This is a genomic window from Gordonia sp. NB41Y (genome assembly GCF_030718915.1).
GTDB classification, from domain to species: Bacteria; Actinomycetota; Actinomycetes; order Mycobacteriales; family Mycobacteriaceae; genus Gordonia; species Gordonia desulfuricans.
On the sequence record NZ_CP132196.1, the window covers coordinates 5,216,978 to 5,240,897 of the forward strand.

Here is a 23,920-nt window from a genome sequence, read left to right on the forward strand (position 1 = left end):
CGCGGACAGCCGGTGTCCGCATTGGGCAGAGACTCCCGCTCAGGCACCGCACTGACTGGGCGTGATGAACGTGGTGGGGTCGGTGGTGTTGTCGAGCCACTTGCCGTAGGACTCGCCACCGAGCTGGTTACGCAGCCGGCAGATGTCGGCGAGCGAAGACCCGGCCACCTGGTAGACGGCATAGATCACGTTGCCGTTGTCGTCACGGTCGCGCAGGGACCCGCACGACTCGTCGGTGCGCAGATAGCTCGACCCCGGGTACTGGTCGAGGATGCGCTGGATGTCGGCCGGGTACTGGCCGGGGGTGACGGCATTGCCGACGACGACGATCCCGGTGCCGTCGCAGGCGGGGTGACTGATCGGGGTGGTCAGCCCCAGGTCACTCGAGCTGCGCGCCTGCGTCGTCGGTGTGGCCGTCTGGGTGACGGTGGCGGTCGCGGTCTCGGTGGGGGCGGAGGTCACGGTGGTGGCCTCGGTGGTCGCGGCCGTGGCGGGAATCTGCGCGTCGGAGCCGCCCGACGCCGCAGTGCCCGACGACGAATCCCCCGACAGCAGCACCCAGCCGCCGATCCCGATCCCGGCCAGCAGCAGCACTGCGACCACGCCCAGCGCGATCGCGGCCGCCGAGCCACGCCTCGGTTGTGCGGGGGCCGCCGGATACGGGTAGGAGGCGGGCGGATACGGAACCTGGCCGGTCGGCGCGTAGGCGCTGGTCGATCCGGTGACCGGACGCGGACCCGACGGATACGACGACGGTGGCAGCGTGGGTGTGGTGGACGGAATCCGCCCGGACGGCGGCGGGGGCGTGGCCGATGGAATCCGTCCGGACGGCGGGGGCGTCACCGTGGGAAACCGCTCCGACGGCGGCGGGGGAGTCGGTGCCGACGGCACGACGGTGGGCGGCGAGACGGCCGAACCGCCCTGTGGGGCCGGTGCTTCGAGCGCCGCGCGGGCCGCGGCGATCAGCTCGCCGGCAGTGGCATGGCGCGCGGCGGGATCCTTGGCCATGCCGCGGGCGATCACCGGGTCGAGCGGGGACCCGGTGGCCGGCGGCTGTTTGTGCAGATGGGCGGTGATGAGCTGTTCGATATTGGTCGCCGACGCGAACGGCTGTGTGCCGGTGACACTTTCGAACAGGACGCACGCCAGGGCGTAGATGTCGCCGGCGGCACCCACCTCGTCGGATCCGAACCGTTCGGGCGCCATGTAGCCGAACGACCCGATCGCCGCACCGGTGGAGGTCAGTCGCGTGTCGGAATCGGCTTGGGCCAGACCGAAATCCGCGAGATAGGTGAAGTCGCGGACGTCGACCAGGATGTTGTCGGGTTTGACGTCCCGATGGACCAGCCCGCTCTCGTGTGCGGCGTCGAGGGCGTCGGCCACCTGACCCAGGATCATCACCGCCCGTGCCGGATCCAGCGCCCCCGAGTCGGTGAGCAGCCGGCGCAGGTCGGCTCCGCCGACCAGCCGCATGTCGATGAACAGCAGTCCGTCGATCTCGCCCCAGTCGTGGATCGGCACCACATGCGGCTCGTTCAGCCGTGCGGCGACCCGCGATTCCCGGAGGAACCGGTCGCGGAAGTTGCTGTTGCCGGCCAGCGTCGAATGCAGCAGTTTGAGGGCGACGACGCGCTCCTTGCGGGTGTCGGTGGCGCGGTAGACCTCGCCCATGCCGCCGCGGCCCAGCAACTCCTCGAGCCGGTAGTGCCCGAGCGTGGTTCCCGAGCGATCGTCGGGGTGACTCATCGGTTCCTCCGTCAGAACGCGGGGTGGCGGCCGAAGAACTGCCAGATCAGGGACGTCGCGGAGATGCTGTCGCTGGGTCCGGTGCGACTGGTGCGCACCGACGAGCCCGGCCACAGATGGCTGCCACCGGAGATCCGGTAGTGCACGATCTCCTCTCCGAGCGACGAGCACAGCGGCCAGTTCTCACGCACGACAACGCCGTTGACCGGAGTGGTGATCGGCACCGGCACGCATCCGGCGCGGCGGGCCCAGGTCTGCGTCGCGTCGGCGATGCCGGTGTAGCGCGACCCGAATCGCACGCCGCCGGCGTAGTGGATCACCGGGTCGGCGGTGCCGTGGAAGCTGATCACCGAGGCCGGCGGGGCACTCGGACACGCCCGCCAGGTCTGGGCGTACAGCGCGGGGTTGACCACGGCGTAGGCGGCGAACTCGCGGGGCAGACGACACGTCAGCATGGACACCAGCCCGCCCCCGTTGGAGCGGCCCACCGCGTAGGTCCGCGCCCGGTCCACGCACGCCAGGCCGCGGACCTCGCGCAGGATGGTCGAGGTGAAGGCGATGTCGTCGGCCTTGGGCGCCGAATACGGTGCGCCCTGCCACGAGGAGGTGCCGTCGGTGCCGGCCAGGCCGGTCGGGTACACCACGATGGCCGGCAGCCGTGACAGTCCGGTGTAGCGCTCGAAGGCCGCGGTGTTCTCGGCATGGCCGTGGTAGGCGAGGATCAGCGGATAGGCCCGGGAACGGTTGTAGCCCTGCGGGATGTGCAGCCGATAGCTGCGCTTGACGCCCTTGACCTTGGTGGTGCGCACGGTGGTGCCCGGGGCGAGTGCGGTACGCGTGGTGCAGGCGGCGACCTCGGTCACTGTGCCGGCCGGCGAGGCCGCGGCGGTGGCACCGAATCCGGCGACACCGAGTCCCGAGATGCCGAGCACCGAGACCACCACGCCGAGAACGACGACGACACCACACCACAGGGAACCGACCCGACGCACACGCACCGGAACAGCCTAAAGGGTGCGACCGCCGTTTCTCTCACGATGGTCGGTGGTCGGCCCTAGGGTTGGGGACAACCGCCTCACCACACATGACCCAACAGCCCCACCGGCACTCATACCTCACAGAACTCAGACCTCACAGAACTCAGACCGAACCGGAGAACGTCCATGGCACGCACGATCGTCCCCGTCGTCGAGATCACCGGCGCCCTGATCGCCCAGTGGGCCGCGATCCGGGAGGTCGCGGCACGGCTGTCGGCGCAGCAGTGGACCGCACCGTCGATCCTGCCCGGCTGGTCCGACGCCGACATCGTCGCCCACATCATCGGCACCGAGTCGATGCTCGCCGGCCGCGACGTCGACGCACCGGCCGGCCTCGCCGACCGCGACCACGTCCACAATCCGATCGCCGAACTCAACGAGAAATGGGTGGAACACTTCCGGGGCCACACCCAGGCCGACGTGCTCGCCGCACTCGACGAGATCACCGCGGTTCGGACCGCCGCACTCCAGGCGATGACGCAGACCGACTTCGACGCCGAGGCGCTCACCCCGGCGGGCACCGACACCTACGGCCGGTTCATGCGAATCCGGGTGTTCGACTGCTGGTTCCACGAGATCGACCTGCGTGACGGCAGCGGCGCGGGGACCCCCACCGATCCGGTTCCGGCCGGATTCGCCCTGGACGAACTCGCCGCGTCGTTGCCGTTCGTCGTCGGTAAACGGGCCGGGGCACCCGACGGCAGCCGCGTGGTGATCGAGGTGACCGGTCTCGCACCGCGCACCGTACGGATCGCGGTGGACGGTCGGGCCGGCCTGGTGGAGGCATTTCCCGGTGGCGACGCGACCGCCGACGTCACGCTCACCGTCGACGGCGTGGATCTGGCCCGGCTCGCCGGCGGACGCCGCAGCGCCGACCCCGCATCGGTGACCGTGACCGGGGATGCCGGCCTCGCCGCAGCCATCCTGGACACGCTGAACTACACGATCTAGCCGAGCCACACGAGTCAGCCGAGCCACACGAGTCAGGAGCCGGTCGTCCGGCTCGCCGCAGGAGCCGGTCGGCGACTCGATCTAGCCGGTCGGACCGGTCGGATCGTGGCGTGCCTGTCCGCGACCGAACGCCCGGGCGTCGTCGCCGGCGACGGTGTGTGCCGGCAGCGGATCGGAGAGCAGCCGCCGGACCAGCGCCGCCGATGGGTCGAGCGGGGCGTCGCTGCCGACGATCACCACATTGCCGGTGCGTCGACCCTTGAACATCGCCGGATCGGCCACCAGCAGCACATGAGCGAAGACCTCGGCGGTCGCGGCGACGTCGGCACGGACATTGCCCAGATCACGCGAGTCCCCGCAGTTGGCCAGGTACAGCCCGCCCGGCGCCAGAACCCGGTGCACGGCGGTCACGAACTCCACCGTCGTCAGGTGTTCGGGTGTGCGGTCACCGGAGAAGGTGTCACGCACCACCACATCCCGTGACTGCGGCTGCAGCGACTCGACGACGGCGCGGGCGTCGCCGACCCGGATACGCAGCCGTGGGGCGCGCGGCAGGTCGAACCACTCGCGGACCAGCCGCGCGAGTTCGGCGTCGATCTCCACCGCCACCTGCCGCGACGACGCGTACCGGTGCGCGAGATAGCGGGGGAGCGCACATGCCGCCCCGCCGAGATGCAGTGCGCGCAGGTGGGCGTCGGCGGGATGGCGGTCCTCGATCACCGCGGCCATCTGCCGCAGGTACTCGAAGTCCAGGACGGTCGGGTCGTCGGGATCGATGTGCGAGGAATGCGTGCCGTTGATCTGCAGCAACCAGCCGCCCGACACCGGGTCGGGTGCGAGCTGGGCGGTCCCGCAGTCGATCGGGTACTCGCCGGCGACGGGGGTGGGGTGTGGTCGGGCCATCGGGGACGCAGTCTATGCGCCCGCGCGGTTCACCTGTCGGGGGCTCCCGGCGGCACCGGTAGCGTTGCCGGGGTGAACCTGCTGCTGTTGTCGCTGGGATTCGGTGCGGCGCACGACTTCCTGACCGTGGCCACCGGCCGTGCTCCCGAGGCACTGACCATCGGCTACCTCGGCGGCGCCCAGATCCCGTATGCCGACGCCCCGTGGGTGCATTCCGAGCGGGCCCGGCTGGCCGAACTCGGCTGCGCGGTGGTCGACGTGTCGGCGGCCGAGCTCGACCTCGACGCGTTCACCGCCACCCTCGACACCGCCGACGCCGTGTACGTCTCCGGCGGCAACATCTACGCCCTGCTGTGGGCGTTGCGCCGGGCCGGTGCCGCCGACGTCCTCGCCGAGCGTGTCCGCGCCGGTCTGCCCTACATCGGGTGCAGCGCCGGATCGGTGATCGTGGGCCCGTCGATCGCACCGATCGGCGACATGGACGACCCGGCCGAGGCGCCCGGACCGGTCGACCCGCGCGGGCTGGGCCTGATCGACCACGTCGTCATCCCCCACGCCGACGGACAACTGCCGTGGTATCCGCCCGAACGGATCGACCGGGTCCGCACCGAGTTCGGCGACCGGTTCGCGCTGGACTTCGTCGGCGACGAGCAGGCGGTGCTGGTCCGGGACGGCCGGACGACGACGATCGTGTCGGGGTTCTGATGAGTCGGATGACCCGAATGATGTGGCGGGCGTTGCGACCGTCGCCGACCGGCCTGGCGGTGGGCCTGCTCGCCGACCGCGTCCTCGGGGATCCGCGCCGATTCCATCCCGTCGCGGGGATGGGGCAGGGTGCCGCCGCGCTGGAGGCCCGGCTCTACGCCGACCGTCGCGGTGCCGGTGTGGTGCAGGTCGCGGTATGCGTCGGAGCCGCTGCCGGAGTCGGTGGACTCACCGCGGCGGTCGTGTCCTCGCATCCCGGCGCCCGCATCCTGGTGACCGCCGCCGCGACCTGGGCGGTGTGCGGCGGGACCACCCTGGCCGGGGTCGGCGAACAGATGGCCGACGCCCTCGACGCCGGTGACCTCGACGCCGGTCGCGCGCTGGTGCCCAGCCTGTGCGGACGAGATCCGCAGGCCCTCGACGCCGCGGGGATCTGCCGGGCCGCCACCGAATCGATCGCCGAGAACACCGCCGACGCCACCGTCGGACCCCTGGTGTGGGGTGCGGTCGCCGGCCTGCCCGGTCTGCTCGGCTACCGGATGGCCAACACCCTCGACGCCATGATCGGCCACCACAATCGGCGCTACGAGCGGTTCGGGTGGGCCGCAGCACGGTTCGACGACGTACTCAACCTGGTGCCGGCCCGGCTGTCGGGGCTGCTGGTGGTGGCGCTGGGGCCGGACCGTCGCGGTGCGCTGCGCGCCTGGCGAGACGACGCGGCCGCACACCCGAGCCCCAATGCGGGGGTGGTGGAGGCGAGTTTCGCCGGGGCCCTCGGTCTGCGTCTGGGCGGGGAGACGGTGTATCCGCATCGGGTCGAACAGCGGCCGGTGCTCGGCGACGGCCGACCACCGGGAACCGCGGATCTCCGGGCGGCGGTGGCACTGTCGCGGCGGGTGCAGCTCGGTGCGCTGGCGGTGTCGGCGGGGGTGGCGGTGCTGCTCAGCCGCCGTAGCGCTGGGTGAGTTTGTCGCGGACCACGCCCTCGGAATGCTCGGTGTCGGGTCCGGCGCCGATGCCGACGGGCATCGAGGTGTCGTCGGCCTCCGCCTCGGGCGCGGCGGTGCTCCCGGCGTTGCGGAGTTCGGCGCGGAGTCGTTTGCGCCGGTCGGACCGGCTGAGACCGCCCGCGTCGGCCACCGGTGCGGCCACGGACACACCGGCTTCCGAGGTCTCGGCACCGGATGTCGCCGCCACGGCGGGGGAGCTCGCGGCCGCGGCCGCGGCGGCGGCCTTGGACCGACGGCGCTGACGGATCTCCGAGTACAGGAAGTACCCCACGCCGAGCGGCGCCATGATGCCGAAGGCCAGCCACTGCAGGCCATAGGAGAGATACGGACCGGAATCGAGCTGGGGGAGCGCGATCTCGCCCAGCGAACCCGGCTGATCCGGTGACAACTGCAGATAGAACGGGTCCATCGCGGTACCCGTGGCCTTCGACAGTTCGGCCGGGTCGATCGTGTAGACGGTCAGCGAGCCGTCCTCGACGCGGGCGCCACGGCCCTCCGACGTCCCCTCGCTGGCCCGGATGCGGGCGGTGATCGTGGTCTGCCCGGCGGGCGGGGCGGGGATCACCGGCGTCTGGCTCTGGTCGGGGCGGACGAAGCCGCGGTCGACGGCGAGGACCCGGTCGGTGCCGGCGACCCGGAACGGGGTGAGGACCTCGATCGCCGGGCGCTCACCGGCCGAACGCAGCCGCACCAGGGCCTGCTCGTCGGTCAGATAGGTGCCGGTGAGGGTGACCTCACGCCATTCGGTGGACCTCACGAACGGCACCCCGGCGGGCGCGACCTCGTCGATCGGGGCCGGTCCGGTCGCGACCGCATGTTTGATCAGGTCGTTGCGTTCGGAGGTGGACGCGTTCTTTCCCAGCTGCCAGGGGGCGAGGATCATGAAACAGGCCGCCGCGAACGCCACGACCACGATGACCAGGGCGATCCAGCCCGGCCGGAGAAGGGTCCGCAGCACGCGCATACCCACCACGGTACTCAGGTGCACCGGGGTGGGCGGGTGACGGGTTCAGTCGTCGAGTTGTTCGCGCACCCAGAGCAGCAGACCGGGCACCGCGGCCTCGATCTGTCGGCGGGTCGCCGCGAAATCCTCGGGTGTCCCGTAGTACGGCTCGGCGAGGTCGAGATCGTCACCGGCCGCCGGGTCGAAGCTGCGCAGCAGCCGGACGCGGTCGCCGAGACGTTTGCGTTCGAGTTCCTTCACATGACCGGCATCGGCGGCGACGAACAGGTCGGCCTCGATGTGTTCGCTGCCGAGCTGGCTGGCGGCGTGCCCGTCCGGGTAACCGTTGGCCAGCAGTTCGGTGCGGGCCCGGTTGTCGGCCGGCTCGCCGACATGCCACCCGCTGGTGCCGCAACTGCTGACCTCGACGCGGTCGGCCAGACCCTCGTCGGCGAGCAGTTTGGCAAAGATGTTCTGGGCCATCGGTGACCGGCAGATGTTGCCGGTACACACGAAACAGATATGGAGTAGATCAGACACCGAGTACCTCGCGCAGATGTGCTGTGGACTCGACGCTCCAAGCGGCAGCGTCGCGCTCCCCCGGCAGAGCGTAACCCCACTGCACGTGGATCGTGGGGATACCGAATTGTCCGGCTCCCTCGATGTCGTGGGATCGGTCGCCGATCATCACCACCGGCCGAGCCGGCCGGCGGGTCTCCGGGTCGAGCGATATGTCCAATTGTGCCAGCGCATGGGCGATCACGTCGGGCTTGTGGCGGCGCACACCGTCGTCCCCGGCGCCGGCGACCACCCGGAAGTGGTCGACCAGACCGAAATGTTCCAGGATGCGATGGGCGGTGGTCTGGTTCTTCGACGTGGCGATCGCCAGGGTGCGGCCCGAGGCGTCGAGATCGGCGAGCAGCTGTCCCATCCCGTCGAACACCGAGTTCTCCAGCCATCCGACGTCGGTGTAGCGGGCGCGGTAGGCGGTCATCGCGGCGTCGGCGGTGGCCTGCTCGAGTCCGAGCCCGAGCAGGGTGTCGATCATCGGGGGTCCGGCGATCCCGGCGACGACGGATTCGGGGGCCGGCGGAGCGCCGACCTCGACGAGGGCATGCCGGAAACTGTTGGCGATTCCGGCGAAACTGTCGGTGATCGTGCCGTCGAGATCGACGAGCAGAACGGTGGTGGGATCAGCGGGGTCCGGTCGCGACATCACCTCACCATCGTGCACGTAGGCTCGATGTCCATGACATCGGGGCTGTTCGCACTCGACCGGCACGGCGACCGGGACTGGGCGCCGGGAATGCTCGATTTCGCCGTCAACGTCCGGGGTGCGCCACCGGGGTTCGTGCGGTCGGCGATCGCCGCCACGCTCGACGACCTGGCGCGATACCCGTCGTCGGAACTGTTCGATGCCGTCACCGCGCAGATCGCCGCACTGCACGGGCGCGACCCCGGCGAGGTACTGCTGCTGGCCGGGGCCTCCGACGGATTCGAGTTGCTCGGCCGCCTCGGTGCGCGCCGGGCCGCGCTGCTGCAGCCGTCGTTCACCGAACCGGAACTGGTGCTGCGGGCTGCGGGCGTGCCCATCGTGCAGGTGCCGCTCGACCCCACCCGGCCGCTCGATGCGCATGCGGCGGCGAGGATCCCCGACGACGCCGATCTCGTCGTGATCGGCAACCCCACCAATCCGACGTCGGTGCTGCATCCGCGGACCGCGATCGAGGCACTGTGCCGGCCCGGGCGGATCGTCGTGGTGGACGAGGCGTTCGCCGATCTCACCGTCGACGAGGTCACCGGGATGCGTGAACCGGAATCGCTGGCCGGTGTGCGGCTGCCCGGGCTGGTGGTGATCCGCAGTGTCACCAAGACCTTCGGACTGGCCGGCCTGCGCGCCGGATATCTCCTCGCCGACCCGGCGCTCGCGGCCCGGTTGTCGGCGGGCCGGCGGGCCTGGCCGATGTCGACCCCGGCACTGGCCGCGCTCGCCGCCTGCTGCGGGCCGGAGGGGGAGAGCTACTGCGACGAGCAGGCCCGGCTGGTGGCCGTCGAGCGCGACGCCATGCTCGCCCGGCTCGCCGAGGTCGGGTGGCGACCTGTCGCCGACCCACGCGCACCCTACGTGCTGTTCGAGGTGGCGAATGCACTCTCGGTGCGGGAAGAACTGCGGCGCACCGGTATCGCGGTGCGAAGCTGCGCGAACTTCGTCGGCCTGACCGACGATCATCTGCGCCTGGCGGTACGGTCCGACGATCAGGTGACCCGCCTGGTCGAGGCCCTCCGTCGGGTCCCGACGGAGGTGAAGTGAGTGACTACCGACAACTCTTCTGGCACGGACGTCTCGGATTCGGTGACGGGTGCGGGCTCGGTGGCGGTGTCGACGGTGCTCGACGTCCTCGACGCCGCCTACCCGCCACGGCTGGCCGAGAGCTGGGATTCGGTCGGCCTGGTCTGTGGTGACCGCACCGAACCCGCGCGCCGGGTGCTGGTCTGCGTGGACGTCACCGCCGACGTCGTCGACGCCGCGATCGCCGGCGGATACGGGCTGATCCTGGCCCATCACCCGCTGCTGCTGCGCGGGGTGGACTCGGTGGCCGCCGACACCGCGAAAGGGTCGGTGCTGCACCGGCTCATCCGCGCCGGGATCTCCCTCTACAGCGCCCACACCAACGCCGACCGGGCCCGCCCCGGCGTCTCCGACGCCCTCGCCGAGGCGCTCGGACTGGTCGACCTGCGCCCGCTGGAGCCTGCGCCTGCCGCCCCGCTCGACAAGTGGGTGGTGATGGTCCCCGAGGGCAACGCCGAACAGGTCAGCGAGGCGATGTTCGCCGCCGGTGCCGGGGCGATCGGCGACTACCGCGACTGCGCATGGTCGGTGGTCGGCGTCGGACAGTTCGAGGCGCAGGACGGCGCCAACCCGACGATCGGGGAGATCGGTGTCCGCGAACGCGTCGACGAGTCGCGGGTCGAGATGGTCGCCGCGCGCGGCCTGCGCCCGGCGGTGCTGGCCGCCCTGCGCGGTGCCCACCCGTACGAGGAACCGGCCTTCGACGTCCTCGAACTGGCCACCCTGCCCACCGATCTCGGTCTCGGCCGGATCGGCCGGCTGCCGGTGCCGATGACCTTGCGTGACTTCGTCGACCATGCCGCGGCTGCTCTCGGCGGGCCGTGGGGGGTCCGCGGGGCAGGTGACCCGGCGCGCATCGTCGAGCACGTGGCGGTGTGCGGCGGCGCCGGGGACTCGTTGCTGTCGACGGTGCGGGGTGCGGGGGTGGACGTCTACCTGACCGGCGACCTGCGGCATCACCCGGTGGACGAGTCGTTGCGCACCGGCGGGCCCGCCCTCGTCGACGCCGGGCACTGGGCCACCGAGTTCCCGTGGTGCGCGCAGGCCGCGGCACTGATCACCGAGCACACCGGGCTGACCGCCGACGTCCACCGTCCGACCACCGACCCGTTCGTCGTGAACGGTGCAGCGCCGACGGCATGAGAACGGCCGCGGCGGGCGGCCGGTACCTGACGGGGCGGGTGGGCGCGTAACGTGGTCATCTCATCCCGGCCACCCCGACAGCCCTGCTCCGGACACCGGTGATTCACCCCACGACCGAGGAGACACCCGATGAAGGTCGATGCCGCCCGGCAACGACTCCTGCTCGAACTGGCCGACGCCGACGCCGCTGTGGCCCGACTCGACCACCGTGCCCGGACCCTGCCCGAGGATGCCGAGATCGCCGAGGCCACCAGCCGGATCGAGGCCGCGCGTGAGGATCTGGTGCGCGCCGAGATCTCCGCGGAGGATCTCGACCGCGACTATCGCAAGATGGACAGCGAGATCACCGGCATGCGTGACCGCGAGCAGAAGGACTCCGCACAGCTGACCGCCGGCGGACTGGCGCCGCGGGCCCTCTCCGAGCTGCAGCACGAACTGAACGGACTCGGCCGGCGCCGATCGGCACTCGAGGACGACATGCTGCAGCTGATGGAGCAGCAGGAGGCCGTGGCCACCGAGCAGGAGCGCGCCTCGGCGACCGTGGCCCAGCTCCAGGAACAGGTCGACACCCTGCAGGCCCGCCGCGCCGAGTCGCTGGGTGCGGTCACCGCCGAGCGCGAGGTGGCCGCGCAGCGTCGCGCCGGGATCGCCCAGGACGTGCCCGCCGAACTGCTCGCCATCTACGACCGCCAACGCGCCGACAACCGGATCGGTGCCGGACTGCTGCGTCAGCGCCGGTGCGGGGCATGCCGGATGGAGATCGACCGCGGCACCCTCACCCGGATCGCCGCCCTCGCCGACGACGACGTGGTGCGCTGCGAGGAATGCGGTGCGATCCTGGTCCGCAACCACGAATCCGGCCTCTGATGAGCACCGACGCCACCGACACGGCTGACGCGGCCACCGGCGAGGGCCGGTCGGCCCTCGCCGCCGATGCGGGCAGGGCGCAGCCGACCTGGCAGGGGCAGCGCACCACCCCCACGCGTCTGATCCTGTTGCGCCACGGGCAGACCCCGTTGTCGGTGCAGCGTCGGTACTCCGGCCGCGGAAATCCGGAACTGACCGAACTCGGTCTCGCCCAGGCGGCGGCGGCCGCGCACCGCGTCGCCCGGGAGACCGACATCGCGGCCATCGTGTCGTCGCCGTTGACCCGCACCCGCCAGACCGCCGACGCCGCGGCCGCGGCACTCGGTCTCGACGTGGTGACCGACGACGGGTTCATCGAGACCGACTTCGGGCGATGGGAGGGACTGACCTTCGCCGAGGCCGCCGGTCGCGATCCGGACCTGCACACGCACTGGCTGTCGGACACCTCGCTGCCCGCCCCGGGCGGGGAGAGCTTCGACGAGGTGGCGCGCCGCGTCGTCGAGGCCACCGATCGGCTGCTCACCGAGTACGCCGGGCAGACCGTGCTCGTGGTGTCGCATGTGACCCCGATCAAGTCGTTGCTGCGTCATGCCCTCGACGTCGGACCGCAGCTGCTGTTCCGGTTGCACCTGGATCTGGCGTCGGTGTCGATCGCCGAGTTCTATCCCGACGGCGGTGCCGCGGTGAAGGCGGTCAACGAGACCGCACACCTGTTCTGAGCGCTGGGACGCGCAGCGTATCCTGTACAGGCGAACGAGTCGGCCGGGCGGCCGCGGCGCGCGGGACGGCCAGTCACTGGACACGCCGCTCGCCGAGGAAAGTCCGGACTCCGCAGAGCAGGGTGGTTGTCAACGGCAACCCGGGGTGACCCGCGGGACAGTGCCACAGAGAACAGACCGCCGGCCGTCAGGTCGGTAAGGGTGAAACGGTGCGGTAAGAGCGCACCAGCGATACGGGTGACCGCATCGGCTAGGTAAACCCCACCCGGAGCAAGGCCGAAGCACGGACCGTCAGGTGCGTGTGCGCGGATGTATGAGGGCTGCTCGCCCGAGTCCGCGGGTGGGCCGCTCGAGGTACCCGGCGACGGTGTGCCCAGATGGATGGTCGCCACCGACCCTCGTGGTCGGGACAGGATCCGGCTTACACGCCGACTCGTTCGCCCCACACCCCGGCCGCTCTGGCTAGGGTCGGGGAGTGCAACGCAGACTCTCCGCCCCCGACATCGACTTCGACGCCATCCGTGGCGAACTCGGCGTCGACGAGAACTACGGGCAGGACGCGCTCACCGAGGCCGAGAACGCCGTCGACCGGCATGCCGCCGACCGCATCGACCGCACCGACATCCCGCTGGTCACCATCGATCCGCCCGGTTCGATGGACCTCGATCAGGCGGTGTGCCTGCGCGCCGACGGTGACGACATCGTCGTCGACTATGCGATCGCCGACGTCGCCGCGCTGATCGAGCCGGAGGGCGCCCTCGACGCCGAGAGCCGACGCCGCGGCGCCACCATCTACTTCCCGGACCGGTCGGTGCCACTGCATCCGCGGGTGCTGTCGGAGGGTCGCGGATCGTTGCTGCCCGACGTCGAGCGTGCTGCGGTGCTGTGGACCATGCGGGTCAGCGGCGCGGGCGAGGTCGTCGAGGTGAGCGTCGCGCGGGCCCGGGTGCGTTCACGAGCGCGCCTCGACTACGCCGGAGTGGCCGCCGACGCCGCGGCCGGGCGACTGCACCCGTCGATCGTCGACCTCCCGCGGTTCGGCGAGCTCCGCCGCCGGACGGCGTTGGCGCGCGGGGCGATCGAACTCGACCTGCCCGACCAGGAGGTCGTGCGCTCACCGGCCGACGGCCCGTGGACGCTGCAGATCGCGCCCCGCACTCCCGCCGACATGTGGAACTCGCAGGTGTCGCTGATGACCGGGATGTGCGCGGGCACGATCATGGCCGACGCCGGAATCGGATTGCTGCGGACGCTGCCACCCGCCCCGGCAGATGCCGTCGAGCAGTTGCGGGCCACCGCCGCGGCGTTGCGGGTGCCGTGGCCCGACGGGGCGACGCCGGGGGAGTTCCTGGCGGGTCTGCCGCAGGATGCGCCGTCGACGCTCGCGTTGATGAGCCACGCCGGGACGCTGATGCGCGGTGCCGGATACAAGGTGCTCGACGCCGGGGAACCCGAGCTGACCCACGACGAGATGGTGCATGCGGCGATCGGGGGGATCTATGCGCATGTGACCGCCCCGCTGCGGCGCCTCGGCGACCGGTTCGCCACCGAGGTGTGCCTGTCGGTGTCGGCGGGCCGCCCCGTCCCCGACTGGGTGGTCCGGGCCCTGCCGACCCTGCCGAAGATCTTGCGGTCGGCGGACTCGCTCGGGTCGTCGGCGGACCGGGAGAGCATCGACCTGACCGAATCGGTGGTCCTGGCTGGCCGGGTGGGCGAGCGGTTCGACGCGGTGGTGTTGTCGGCGGGCACGGACAAGCGCCCGGCCAAGATCTTCGTCACCGAACCCCCGGTGATCGCCGCGTGCAGCGGCACCCCCGACGCCGCCGTCCGGTTGCCCGTCGTCCTCGCCGCCGCCGACCCGGACACGCGCAGCGTCGAGTTCGCGCCGGCGTGATGGTGGGATGTGGTCGCCGCTACCTCGGTGATCGGGCAGGGGCCGGCTTGACCAGCGGTTACCACGGTGATCGAGCCGGGACCGGCTTGACCAGTGGTTGCCTCGGTGATCGGGCAGGGGCCGGCTTGACCAGTGGGTGCCACGGTGATTGAGCCGGGACCGAGCCCTGTAGGGGGCTGTTTCATTTTCAAGAACATAGCCAGCTGGTCCTCGGAAAAGAGGGGCTGAATCGCCGCGTAAGCGATTTGGGGACCAAATCACCTTCGGCGAACTGAGCGTTCGACCTCAACATTCTGGCTGTCGGCCATTTTGAAACAGCCCCGTAGGGCGAGGACCCGTGTCGAAATCTGGTGGGGTGACGGTGTCGGTGGCCGGCGTCGGGGGTGGTTGCCGTGGGTGGTTGGGTGGCGGAGGTTTCGACTCGTCTCGTCGCTGGCGCTCCTCGTCGGCTCAACCATCGGGGGCTCGTTGTTGGTCGGGCAGGGGTGGAGGCTCAATCAGCGGGGGTACCTCGGTGACCGGGCCGGGACCGGCTTGACCAGTGGGTGCCACGGTGATTGAGCCGGGACCGAGCCCTGTAGGGCGAGGACCCGTGTCGAAATCTGGTGGGGTGACGGTGTCGGTGGCCGGCGTCGGGGGTGGTTGCCGTGGGTGGTTGGGTGGCGGAGGTTTCGACTCGTCTCGTCGCTGGCGCTCCTCGTCGGCTCAACCATCGGGGGCTCGTCGTTGGTCGGGCAGGGGTGGAGGCTCAATCAGCGGGGGTACCTCGGTGACCGGGCCGGGACCGGCTTGACCAGCGGTTACCACGGTGATTGAGCCGGGACCGAGCCCTGTAGGGCGAGGACCCGTGTCGAAATCTGGTGGGGTGACGGTGTCGGTGGCCGGCGTCGAGGGTGGTTGCCGTGGGTGGTCGGGCGGCGGAGGTTTCGACACGTCTCGTCGCTGGCGCTCCTCGTCGGCTCAACCATCGGGGGCTCGTCGTTGGTCGGGCGAGGTCGAGGCTCAATCAGCGGGGGCTCGTCGTTGGTCGGGCAGGGGTGGAGGCTCAATCAGCGGGGGTACCTCGGTGACCGGGCCGGGACCGGCTTGACCAGCGGTTACCACGGTGATTGAGCCGGGACCGAGCCCTGTAGGGGGCTGTTTCATTTTCAAGAACATAGCCAGCTGGTCCTCGGAAAAGAGGGGCTGAATCGCCGCGTAAGCGATTTGGGGACCAAATCACCTTCGGCGAACTGAGCGTTCGACCTCAACATTCTGGCTGTCGGCCATTTTGCAACAGCCCCGTAGGGCGAGGACCCGTGTCGAAATCCGGTGACGCAGCGTTGTCGGCGACCACGGCCACCGACAACGCACGCAGGTCACAGATCCTTGGCGGCGCGGCGGTAGGCGGCGATCGCGCGATCGCCCGCGGCCTCCTGCAAAGCATCGATCCGACCGAGCAGGAACAGGTCGGAGTTGGCCAGACCGTTGTCTCCGGCGGCGAGTTCGGCGAGCCGGGCCCGGTTGATCCGGGTGTCGTTGTAGTCGCCGAGGGCACTCTGGATCCGTTTGGCGACCGAGGCGATCTGACGGTGCTTCTTGACCTGCAGCGGCTCACCCGCATCCGTCGCGTACCGCAGCTTCTTCGCGCGTTTGCGGATGGTGTGGAGTTGTTCCTCCCAGTCGTCGGACCCCTCGGTGAGTGCGGCGAGGTCGGCTTGGGCCTTACGGATCTGCTTGCGGGACTTGGCGATCGCCTTGTCGACCGCGGCCACCGCGGGGATGTCGGCGTCGGGGCCGACGGGTGGGTCGACGATCAGGGCGTCCAGGTCGTCGAGCAACCGGAAGTACCGATCCGAGCCCATCGCGGCATGGGCGGCGCGCAGGGCACGGTCGTGGATCGCGGTCCCGGTTCCGGTGAGCGCGGCGATCAGCGCCGGCGACGCCGACTGCCCTTGCAGCAGCCCCGAGTCGATCTCCATCTGCACCTCGGAGTCGCGCGCATCGCCGAGGATTCGTGCCAGCAGGCGCAGTTCGCCGTCGATGTGTGCGGTGCGCCCACGATCGAGCACGGTCGGGAATCCCGACAGGATGCTGCGGATGCGGCGCGTGGCCACCCGCATCTGGTGGACCGCGTCGTAGGCGTCGACGCGGACCTCCGGGTCGTAGGCGAGCAAGGAGTTCCGGTGGATCGCGAGGTCGGTGACCACCAATTCCAGTGCGGTGGGTCGCTTCCCGATCCGCGGTTCGGAGATGGTGGGGGTGGAGCCGATGGCGCGGGCGAGTTTCGACGCACTCGACGGCTCGTTCCCGCCGGACGCCCGGAGTAACTTGGCGGCCGCCTTCAGCAGGCGCGGGGTGCCGCCCTCGAGCAGTTCGAACTCCCACTCCGACCACTGCCGGGCCTCGCCGTCGGGCAGCAGCGACTGTGCGGTCACCGCGTCCTCGGCGAACTCGGCCAGCGGCAGGTCGTCGACGCCGAGCAACGTGGTGACGGTACGCGTGGTGGAGATCACCGCGACCGGGACGAGCGGCCGGTTGCGGGTGATCGCGAGTACCGGCGTGAGCAGGTCCTCGGGCACGCCGGCAGCGGCGGGGGCCTCGTCGAAGGTCACCTGCAGCTCCTTGCGTGCACCGGGAATCCCGGTGGGGCGCTTCAGATGCCATCCGCTGTCGGTGCCGCCGGTGCGGCGTCGCAGGGTGATCTTGTTCCCTGCGAGATCGAGATTCTCGGTGTCCAGATAGGTGGCGTCGAGGGCGTAGGTCTGCGGTCCTCGCTGTGCGACGACACCGGGCAGGACCCTCAGGTCCGGTGCGGTGGCACCTGCCTCGACATCGAACTTGAGCTCCACCTCGACCTGCTCGGCTGCGGCCACGGATCCTCCTGTCGGAAAACGACGTACGTGTCCGAGTCTAGGTGGTCGGCGTCGATCCGGTCGGCGGCACGGAAGGTCGGCGGCTCACCGATCGGCGAACGCGTCGGTCGCCTCGATCAGGTGATGGGCGATGCCGGGCTCGAACGACGCGTGCCCGGCGTCGTCGACGATGTGCAGGCTCGCCGACGGCCACGCCCGATGCAGGTCCCAGGCGCTGCGCATCGGACAGACGACGTCGTAACGGCCCTGCACGATGACGGCCGGGATGTGGGCGATGCGATCGATGTCGCGCAGCAGCTGACCGTCCTCGAGGAAGCCGTGGTTGACGAAGTAGTGGTTCTCGATGGCCGCGAACGCCAGATCGAAACGCGGGCCGGCGTCCTCCTTGGCCGCCGCGGCCTCGTCGGGCTTGGGCAGCAGATAGCTGGTGGCCTGCTCCCAGCCGGTCCAGGCCCGGGCCGCGGCCTGCGCCACCGCCGGGTCGTCGGAGGTGAGCAGCCGGTGATAGGCGGCGACGAGGTCGCCGTCGCGTTCGGCCTCCGGGATCGGGTCCAGGTAGCTCTCCCACACATCCGGGTAGATGTGCGACGCACCGCCGTTGTAGTACCAGTCGATCTCGCTACGGCGCAGCAGGAAGATGCCGCGCAGCACGAGTTCGGTGACCCGGTCGGGATGCGCCTGCGCGTAGGCCAGGCCCAGCGTCGACCCCCAGGACCCGCCGAACACCTGCCAGGACTCGATGCCCAGGTGCTCGCGCAGGGCCTCCATGTCGGCGATCAGGTGGGGTGTGGTGTTGGTCGACAGGTCCGCGCCGTCGGCGACATGGGGGCGTGACCGGCCGCAGTTGCGCTGATCGAACAGCACGATCCGATAGCGGGCGGGATCGAAGAACCGGCGCTGGTTGCCGGCGGTGCCGCCGCCGGGACCGCCGTGCACGAACACCACCGGCTTGCCCTCGGGGTTGCCCGAGGTCTCCCAGTAGATCTCGTGGCCGTCGGTGGTGGGCAGGTGGCCGTCGGCATACGGCTCGATCTCCGGATAGAACTCGCGCATACCTGCAGACAATAGGCGACGCCGCGCCGCTCCCCGAGGAGGCCGGCGCGGCGTCGGATGATGTCGGGTCAGTAGCTGTGCTCGGGGCCGGGGAAGGCGCCGCGGCGTACCTCGTCGGCGTATTGGGCTGCGGCGGTGCGCAGTTCGCCGCCCACGTCGGCGAACCGCTTGACGAACTTGGCGGTCTTGCCGTGGGTCATGCCTGCCATGTCCTGCCAGACCAGCACCTGCGCGTCGGTCTCGTTGCCCGCGCCGATGCCGATGGTCGGGATGGTGAGTTTGCGGGTGACCTGTCCGGCGATGTCGGCCGGGACCATCTCCATGACGACCGAGAAGGCGCCGGCCTCCTGGACGGCGATGGCGTCGGCGATCAGCTGGTCGGCGCCGTCGCCACGGCCCTGCACGCGGAAGCCGCCGAGGCCGTTGACGCTCTGCGGGGTGAAGCCGATGTGGGCCATCACCGGGATGCCTGCGGCGGTGAGCGTCGCGATCTGATCGGCCACGCGCTCGCCGCCCTCGAGCTTGACCGCGTGCGCGCCGGTCTCCTTGAAGAACCGCACCGCGGTCTCGAGGGCCTGCTGCGGGCTCGCCTCGTAGCTGCCGAACGGCAGGTCGGCGACGACGAGGGCATGCGGGGCACCGCGGACCACGGCACGGGCCAGCGGGATCAGCTCGTCGATGGAGACCGGGATGGTGGTGTCGTAGCCGAGGACGACGTTGGCGGCGGAGTCGCCGACCAGCAGGACGGGGATGCCGGCCTCGTCGAAGATCCGGGCGGTGGAGTAGTCGTAGGCGGTGAGCATCGACCACTTCTCGCCCTCGGACTTCATCTGGGCCAGGTGGTGCACGCGGGTGATACGGCGGCGCGGGGCGGCGGAGTCGCCGGCCGGGGCAGAGTTCGAGGCGCCGTAGATCGAAACGTCGGACATCGTTGTCTCTTTTCTTCCTCGAGTCCTGCGGCGCAGGTACCCGGGCGGGTGGGACGCCATCTATTGTGGCACCGGGATCGGGCGTGATCGGCGCCACGAGCTGTGCATTTGGTCACACCGGCGTGGCGGCCGGGGCGGCGGCGCGACGGCCACCCCGGGGGCCGGGGGTTGGGGGTGTGGTTAGGATCGGCGAGCACCGCTCACCGGGATGGGTCTCATGAACCGATACTTGAAGTCCATATGGTGAGATCACTTCCGAAAAACCCCAGGGTGTCGAGTTCGAATTGTGTCTGTAACACGGATTTAACAGGGAATCCCTAATGTCGGCGACCATGGATCGCCAAAAGGAATTCGTGCTGCGGACTCTCGAGGAGCGCGACATCCGATTCGTACGCCTGTGGTTCACCGACGTCCTGGGTTATCTGAAGTCAGTGGCGATCGCTCCGGCCGAACTGGAGGGTGCGTTCTCGGAGGGTATCGGCTTCGACGGCTCTGCCATCGAGGGCTTCTCCCGGGTGTCGGAGGCCGACACCGTCGCCAAACCCGACCCGTCGTCCTTCCAGGTGCTGCCGTGGACCACCTCGGCCGGCCGCCATCACTCGGCCCGCATGTTCTGCGACATCGCGATGCCCGACGGCACCCCGAGCTGGGCCGACTCGCGCCACGTGCTGCGCCGACAGCTCAACAAGGCCGCCGAGATGGGCTTCAGCTGCTACGTCCATCCCGAGATCGAGTTCTTCCTGCTGCGTGAGGCGCCGCTGGACGGCAGCGTCCCGGTGCCCGCCGACACCGGCGGCTACTTCGACCAGGCCGTACACGACTCGGCCCCCAACTTCCGGCGCCACGCCATCGACGCCCTCGAGTCGATGGGTATCTCGGTGGAGTTCTCCCATCACGAGGGTGCGCCCGGCCAGCAGGAGATCGACCTGCGCTACGCCGACGCGCTGTCGATGGCCGACAACGTGATGACCTTCCGCTACCTGATCAAGGAAGTGGCGATCAACGAGGGCGTGTGGGCCACCTTCATGCCCAAGCCGTTCAGCGATCACCCCGGCTCGGCCATGCACACCCACATGAGCCTGTTCGAGGGTGACACCAACGCCTTCCACAACCCCGACGACCCGATGCAGCTGTCGGAGACCGGCAAGAAGTTCATCGCCGGCATCCTGCACCACGCCTCCGAGATCAGTGCCGTCACCAACCAGTGGGTCAACAGCTACAAGCGCCTGATCCACGGCGGCGAGGCGCCCACCGCGGCCACCTGGGGCGGGGCCAACCGGTCGGCGCTCATCCGCCTGCCGCTCTACACCCCGAACAAGGCGTCGTCGCGACGGATCGAGGTGCGCAGCCCGGACTCGGCCTGCAACCCGTACCTGACCTTCGCGGTGCTGCTGGCCGCGGGGCTCAAGGGCATCACCGAGGACTACGAGCTGCCCGAGGAGGCCGAGGACGACGTCTGGGCCCTCACGCCGGCCGAGCGTCGCGCGATGGGCTACCAGGAACTGCCCGGCAGCCTGGCCGAGGCCCTGCACGCGATGGAGAACTCGGAGCTGGTGGCCGAGGCGCTCGGCGAGCACGTCTTCGACTACTTCCTGCGCAACAAGTGGACGGAGTGGACCAACTACCGCAGTCTGGTCACGCCGTTCGAGCTGCAGAACTACCTGCCGCTGTAGCCGTCCCGCGAACCCGCCGTCGGCGCACCGAGGAGACCCGTGGAGGTTTCCGGCCGGGCGCCGACGGCGGGTTCTGCGTCGCAAAACGCGGACCGCCCACCCGCATGTCCGGGCGAGTCGCTATTTTCGTTACGTGACTTCGCTCTATGGCCGCGGTGGCGTGCCCAGTGCGGGACGGCTCGGGTTCCTCGACTCGTCGGCGCCGGAGAACCTCGCAGAACTCGGCTGGGACGACGAGGGGTCGGTCGGGCTGCTCTGGGCGCTCTCGCGTGCCCCGGACGCCGACCTGGCCCTGCGTACCCTCATGCGGTTGCGTGGGGCCGTCGGTGACGACTGGTCGGAGATCGACGCCCTGCTGCGTACCGACACCGGCTTCCGCGGACGTCTGTTCGGTGTGATCGGGTCGTCGGACACCCTCGGTGACCACCTGACCGCCGGGGTCGGCTGCTGGCGGCTGCTGACCCGCGACACCCTGCCCGACGTCGCCGAGATCAACGAGCACATGCTCGCCTCGGTCGGTGCGGTCGCCGAACCCGGCGAGGTGGAGCAGGGCAACAAGATCTATCGCGCCGCGTTCAGCGGACCCAAGGCCGTGGTCGCGATGCGCGACGCCTACCGCAACCTGGTCCTGCAGCTCGCCGCCCACGACGTCGCCTCGACCGTCGAGGACGAGCAGGTGATGTGGTTCCCGGAGGTCGGCGCCTACCTCGCCGACCTCGCCGACGCCGCCCTGACCACCGCACTGGCGGTGGCCTTCCGCGAGGTGTGCGCCGACAACCCGATCCCGGGTCGGCTGGCCGTGATCGCGATGGGCAAATGCGGTGCCCGCGAACTCAACTACGTGTCCGACGTCGACGTGGTGTTCGTCGCCGAACCCGCCGACGGCACCTCCGCACGCATCGCCGGCGAGATGATGCGGGTGGGCACCCTGGCGTTCTTCGAGGTCGACGCCGCGCTGCGCCCCGAGGGCAAGGCCGGGGCGCTGACCCGCACCCTGGACGCCCATCTGGCCTACTACAACCGGTGGGCCAAGACCTGGGAGTTCCAGGCGCAGCTCAAGGCCCGCCCGATGACCGGTGACATGGCCCTGGCCGAGGCCTACCACGAGGCGATCAACCCGATGGTGTGGCGGGCCGCCGAGCGTGAGGACTTCGTCCACGAGGTGCAGGCGATGCGCCGTCGTGTCGAGGAACTCCTGCCCGACGGCGAGCGTGAGCGCAACCTCAAACTCGGTTCCGGCAGCCTCCGCGACGTCGAGTTCGCCGTCCAGCTGCTGCAGATGGTGCACGGCCGCGTCGACGAGTCCCTGCGCGTGCGGGCCACCGTCGACGCGCTGGCCGCGCTCACCGCGGGCGGATACGTCGGCCGGGACGACGGCGCCAACCTGAGTGCCTCGTACCAGTTCCTGCGGCTGCTCGAACACCGTCTGCAACTGCAACGGCTGTCGCGGACGCATCTGTTGCCCAAGTTCGACGACGACGAGGGCATGCGGTGGCTGGCGCGTGCCGCCCACATCCGGCGTGAGGGCGACCTCGATGCCACCGGGGTGCTGCGCCGGCAGATCCGGCACCAGTCGTTGCGGGTGCGCAAGCTGCACCAGAAGCTGTTCTACCGGCCGCTGCTGGAGGCGGCGACCCGCTTCAACACCGACGAACTCACCCTCACCGACAAGTCCGCCGAGCGGCGGCTGTCGGCGTTGGGCTACGCCATGCCCGACCGCGCGCTGAGCCACATCCGGGCCCTGGCGTCGGCGCCGGGACGGCGCGGGCAGGTCCAGCTGCTGATCCTGCCGCAGTTGCTCGAGCACATCGGCGACACGCCCGACCCCGACGCCGGCCTGCTCAACTACCGTCGCCTCTGCGAGAGCCTCGACGTCGACTGGTTCCTGCGTCTGCTGCGTGACGACGGTGTGGTGGCCGAACGGCTGATGAAGGTGCTGGGCACCTCGGAGTTCATCGCCAACCTGTTGATGCGGTCGCCGGAGGTGATCCACCTCTACTCCGACGGCGCCAACGGTCCCAAGCTGTGCGAGGTGGATACCGACGACTTCGCCAAGGGACTGATCGCCTCCACCGTGCGCCAGACCGATCTGCGTCGTGCGGTGGCCGCGGCGCGTTCCCACCGGCGCGCCGAGCTGGCCCGGATCGCCTCGGCCGACGTGCTCGGCATGATGGACGTGTCCACGGTGTGCCGGGCGCTGTCGAATGTGTGGGCGGCGGTGCTCAACGCCTCGCTGACAGTGGCGATCAAGATCTCCGAGACCGAGCGTGGCAGCGCGGCGCCGGCCCGGATCGCGGTGATCGGCATGGGGCGTCTGGGCGGGCTGGAGCTCGGCTACGGCTCCGACGCCGACGTCTTGTTCGTCTGCCAGCCCAAACCGGGGGTGGACGAGACCGATGCGGTCAAGTGGTCGCAGACCATCGCCGAGTCGGTGCGGTCCATGCTCGGCTCGCCCAGCGAGGACCCGCCGCTGGTGGTCGACACCGGTCTGCGCCCGGAGGGCCGCAACGGCCCGGTGGTGCGGACCCTGGCCGCCTACGCGTCCTACTACCAGCAGTGGGCGCAGCCGTGGGAGGTACAGGCATTGCTGCGGGCCCATCAGGTGGCCGGCGACGACGACCTGGGCATCGACTTCCTGCACATGATCGACTCGATCCGCTACCCGGCGGGCGGGGTCTCGTCGGCCGCGGTGCGGGAGATCCGCCGGATCAAGGCCCGGGTCGACGCCGAGCGGCTCCCGCGCGGCGCCGACCCGGCCACCCACACCAAACTGGGCCGTGGCGGCCTCGCCGACGTCGAGTGGACCGTCCAGCTGATCCAGCTGCGCAATGCGCACCGGTTCCGGTCGCTGCACAACACCTCGACCGTGGAGACGCTCGACGCGATCGGTGCGGCGGAACTGCTCGGCGAGAACGACGTGGCCACGCTGAAGGACGCGTGGCTCACCGCCACCAAGGCGCGCAACGCGCTGGTGCTGGTGCGGGGCAAGCCCGTCGATCAGCTGCCCGGACCCGGAAAACAGTTGCGGCAGATCGCCTTTGCCGCCGGCTGGCCGGAAGATCAGGCGGCGGAGTTCCTGGAGCACTATCTGCGGGTGACGCGCCGGGCGAAGAATGTGGTGCTGAAGGTCTTCGGGGCCTGA

The 23,920-nt window shown here is 70.4% G+C and carries 18 protein-coding genes, 1 other RNA gene and 1 pseudogene; 11 read left to right on the forward strand and 9 right to left on the reverse strand.

Going from position 1 to position 23,920, the window contains the following annotated elements; genetic code table 11:
- Nucleotides 1-39: 39 nt before the first annotated feature.
- On the reverse strand, nucleotides 40-1,746 hold the full coding sequence (locus Q9K23_RS22820) for a serine/threonine-protein kinase (protein WP_053777530.1): 1,707 nt from the start codon (nucleotides 1,744-1,746) through the stop codon (nucleotides 40-42).
- 11 nt (nucleotides 1,747-1,757) lie between these two features.
- Entirely contained in the window at nucleotides 1,758-2,744 is a 987-nt protein-coding gene (locus Q9K23_RS22825; RefSeq protein WP_261977961.1) for a PHB depolymerase family esterase, read from the reverse strand.
- Between the two features lie 165 nt (nucleotides 2,745-2,909).
- Between Q9K23_RS22825 and Q9K23_RS22830 the strand changes: the two genes are divergently transcribed.
- Complete coding sequence (locus tag Q9K23_RS22830) at nucleotides 2,910-3,734, forward strand: maleylpyruvate isomerase family mycothiol-dependent enzyme (RefSeq protein WP_305950292.1); 825 nt, start codon at nucleotides 2,910-2,912, stop codon at nucleotides 3,732-3,734.
- An 81-nt stretch (nucleotides 3,735-3,815) separates the two neighbouring features.
- Here Q9K23_RS22830 and Q9K23_RS22835 read toward each other — a convergent pair whose 3' ends face one another.
- Nucleotides 3,816-4,637 (reverse strand): fused MFS/spermidine synthase, encoded by an 822-nt coding sequence (locus tag Q9K23_RS22835; protein ID WP_053777529.1) that lies wholly within the window; start codon nucleotides 4,635-4,637, stop codon nucleotides 3,816-3,818.
- Between the two features lie 72 nt (nucleotides 4,638-4,709).
- On the opposite strand from Q9K23_RS22835, the gene Q9K23_RS22840 reads away from it, so the two are divergent.
- Complete coding sequence (locus tag Q9K23_RS22840) at nucleotides 4,710-5,342, forward strand: Type 1 glutamine amidotransferase-like domain-containing protein (RefSeq protein ID WP_053777528.1); 633 nt, start codon at nucleotides 4,710-4,712, stop codon at nucleotides 5,340-5,342.
- Nucleotides 5,343-5,359: 17 nt separating this feature from the next.
- Nucleotides 5,360-6,307, forward strand: coding sequence for a cobalamin biosynthesis protein (locus Q9K23_RS22845; RefSeq protein WP_053777601.1), 948 nt, complete (start codon nucleotides 5,360-5,362; stop codon nucleotides 6,305-6,307).
- Here Q9K23_RS22845 and Q9K23_RS22850 read toward each other — a convergent pair.
- Genes Q9K23_RS22850 through Q9K23_RS22860 form a run of 3 tightly spaced genes read right to left on the reverse strand, consistent with a single transcriptional unit; the run spans nucleotide 6,285 to nucleotide 8,511 of the window.
- Nucleotides 6,285-7,316: an SURF1 family cytochrome oxidase biogenesis protein gene (locus Q9K23_RS22850; protein WP_305950293.1), complete on the reverse strand. Its 1,032-nt coding sequence runs from the start codon at nucleotides 7,314-7,316 to the stop codon at nucleotides 6,285-6,287. The genes Q9K23_RS22845 and Q9K23_RS22850 overlap by 23 nt on opposite strands.
- 45 nt (nucleotides 7,317-7,361) lie before the next feature.
- Complete coding sequence (locus Q9K23_RS22855; protein ID WP_053777527.1) at nucleotides 7,362-7,835, reverse strand: low molecular weight protein-tyrosine-phosphatase; 474 nt, start codon at nucleotides 7,833-7,835, stop codon at nucleotides 7,362-7,364.
- Nucleotides 7,828-8,511 (reverse strand): HAD hydrolase-like protein, encoded by a 684-nt coding sequence (locus tag Q9K23_RS22860; protein ID WP_053777600.1) that lies wholly within the window; start codon nucleotides 8,509-8,511, stop codon nucleotides 7,828-7,830. Before Q9K23_RS22860 ends, Q9K23_RS22855 begins: the two co-directional genes overlap by 8 nt.
- Nucleotides 8,512-8,544: 33 nt before the next feature.
- On the opposite strand from Q9K23_RS22860, the gene cobC reads away from it, so the two are divergent.
- The 6 genes and pseudogenes from cobC to Q9K23_RS22890 all read left to right on the forward strand — a co-directional run bounded on the left by cobC (nucleotide 8,545) and on the right by Q9K23_RS22890 (nucleotide 14,268).
- Nucleotides 8,545-9,606 (forward strand): Rv2231c family pyridoxal phosphate-dependent protein CobC, encoded by a 1,062-nt coding sequence (gene cobC, locus Q9K23_RS22865; protein ID WP_053777526.1) that lies wholly within the window; start codon nucleotides 8,545-8,547, stop codon nucleotides 9,604-9,606.
- Between the two features lie 42 nt (nucleotides 9,607-9,648).
- Nucleotides 9,649-10,788, forward strand: a complete 1,140-nt coding sequence (locus Q9K23_RS22870) for a Nif3-like dinuclear metal center hexameric protein (protein ID WP_053777525.1) — start codon at nucleotides 9,649-9,651, stop codon at nucleotides 10,786-10,788.
- A gap of 129 nt (nucleotides 10,789-10,917) precedes the next feature.
- A complete protein-coding gene (locus Q9K23_RS22875) occupies nucleotides 10,918-11,655 on the forward strand; it encodes a C4-type zinc ribbon domain-containing protein (RefSeq protein ID WP_053777524.1) in 738 nt (245 codons plus the stop codon).
- Nucleotides 11,655-12,374 (forward strand): annotated as a pseudogene (locus Q9K23_RS22880) (bifunctional RNase H/acid phosphatase); the annotation flags it as partial. The gene Q9K23_RS22875 and the pseudogene Q9K23_RS22880, both read left to right, overlap by 1 nt.
- 35 nt (nucleotides 12,375-12,409) lie before the next feature.
- Nucleotides 12,410-12,814, forward strand: an RNA gene (gene rnpB, locus Q9K23_RS22885) — RNase P RNA component class A.
- Nucleotides 12,815-12,849: 35 nt separating this feature from the next.
- Nucleotides 12,850-14,268, forward strand: coding sequence for an RNB domain-containing ribonuclease (locus Q9K23_RS22890; RefSeq protein WP_305950294.1), 1,419 nt, complete (start codon nucleotides 12,850-12,852; stop codon nucleotides 14,266-14,268).
- 1,358 nt (nucleotides 14,269-15,626) lie between these two features.
- On the opposite strand, the gene Q9K23_RS22895 is transcribed toward Q9K23_RS22890, so the two are convergent.
- The 3 genes from Q9K23_RS22895 to panB all read right to left on the reverse strand — a co-directional run bounded on the left by Q9K23_RS22895 (nucleotide 15,627) and on the right by panB (nucleotide 19,105).
- Complete coding sequence (locus Q9K23_RS22895; protein WP_053777522.1) at nucleotides 15,627-17,123, reverse strand: CYTH and CHAD domain-containing protein; 1,497 nt, start codon at nucleotides 17,121-17,123, stop codon at nucleotides 15,627-15,629.
- 84 nt (nucleotides 17,124-17,207) lie between these two features.
- Nucleotides 17,208-18,176 (reverse strand): prolyl aminopeptidase, encoded by a 969-nt coding sequence (gene pip / locus Q9K23_RS22900; RefSeq protein WP_059034846.1) that lies wholly within the window; start codon nucleotides 18,174-18,176, stop codon nucleotides 17,208-17,210.
- Between the two features lie 68 nt (nucleotides 18,177-18,244).
- A complete protein-coding gene (panB, locus tag Q9K23_RS22905; protein WP_053777520.1) occupies nucleotides 18,245-19,105 on the reverse strand; it encodes a 3-methyl-2-oxobutanoate hydroxymethyltransferase in 861 nt (286 codons plus the stop codon).
- A 332-nt stretch (nucleotides 19,106-19,437) separates the two neighbouring features.
- Here panB and glnA point away from each other — a divergent pair, with 332 nt between their 5' ends.
- Together glnA and Q9K23_RS22915 are read left to right on the forward strand one after the other, a co-directional pair.
- A complete protein-coding gene (gene glnA, locus Q9K23_RS22910) occupies nucleotides 19,438-20,778 on the forward strand; it encodes a type I glutamate--ammonia ligase (RefSeq protein ID WP_053777598.1) in 1,341 nt (446 codons plus the stop codon).
- 133 nt (nucleotides 20,779-20,911) lie between these two features.
- Nucleotides 20,912-23,920 carry a bifunctional [glutamine synthetase] adenylyltransferase/[glutamine synthetase]-adenylyl-L-tyrosine phosphorylase gene (locus Q9K23_RS22915; protein WP_053777519.1) on the forward strand — a complete coding sequence of 1,003 codons (3,009 nt, stop codon included), beginning with the start codon at nucleotides 20,912-20,914 and terminating at the stop codon, nucleotides 23,918-23,920.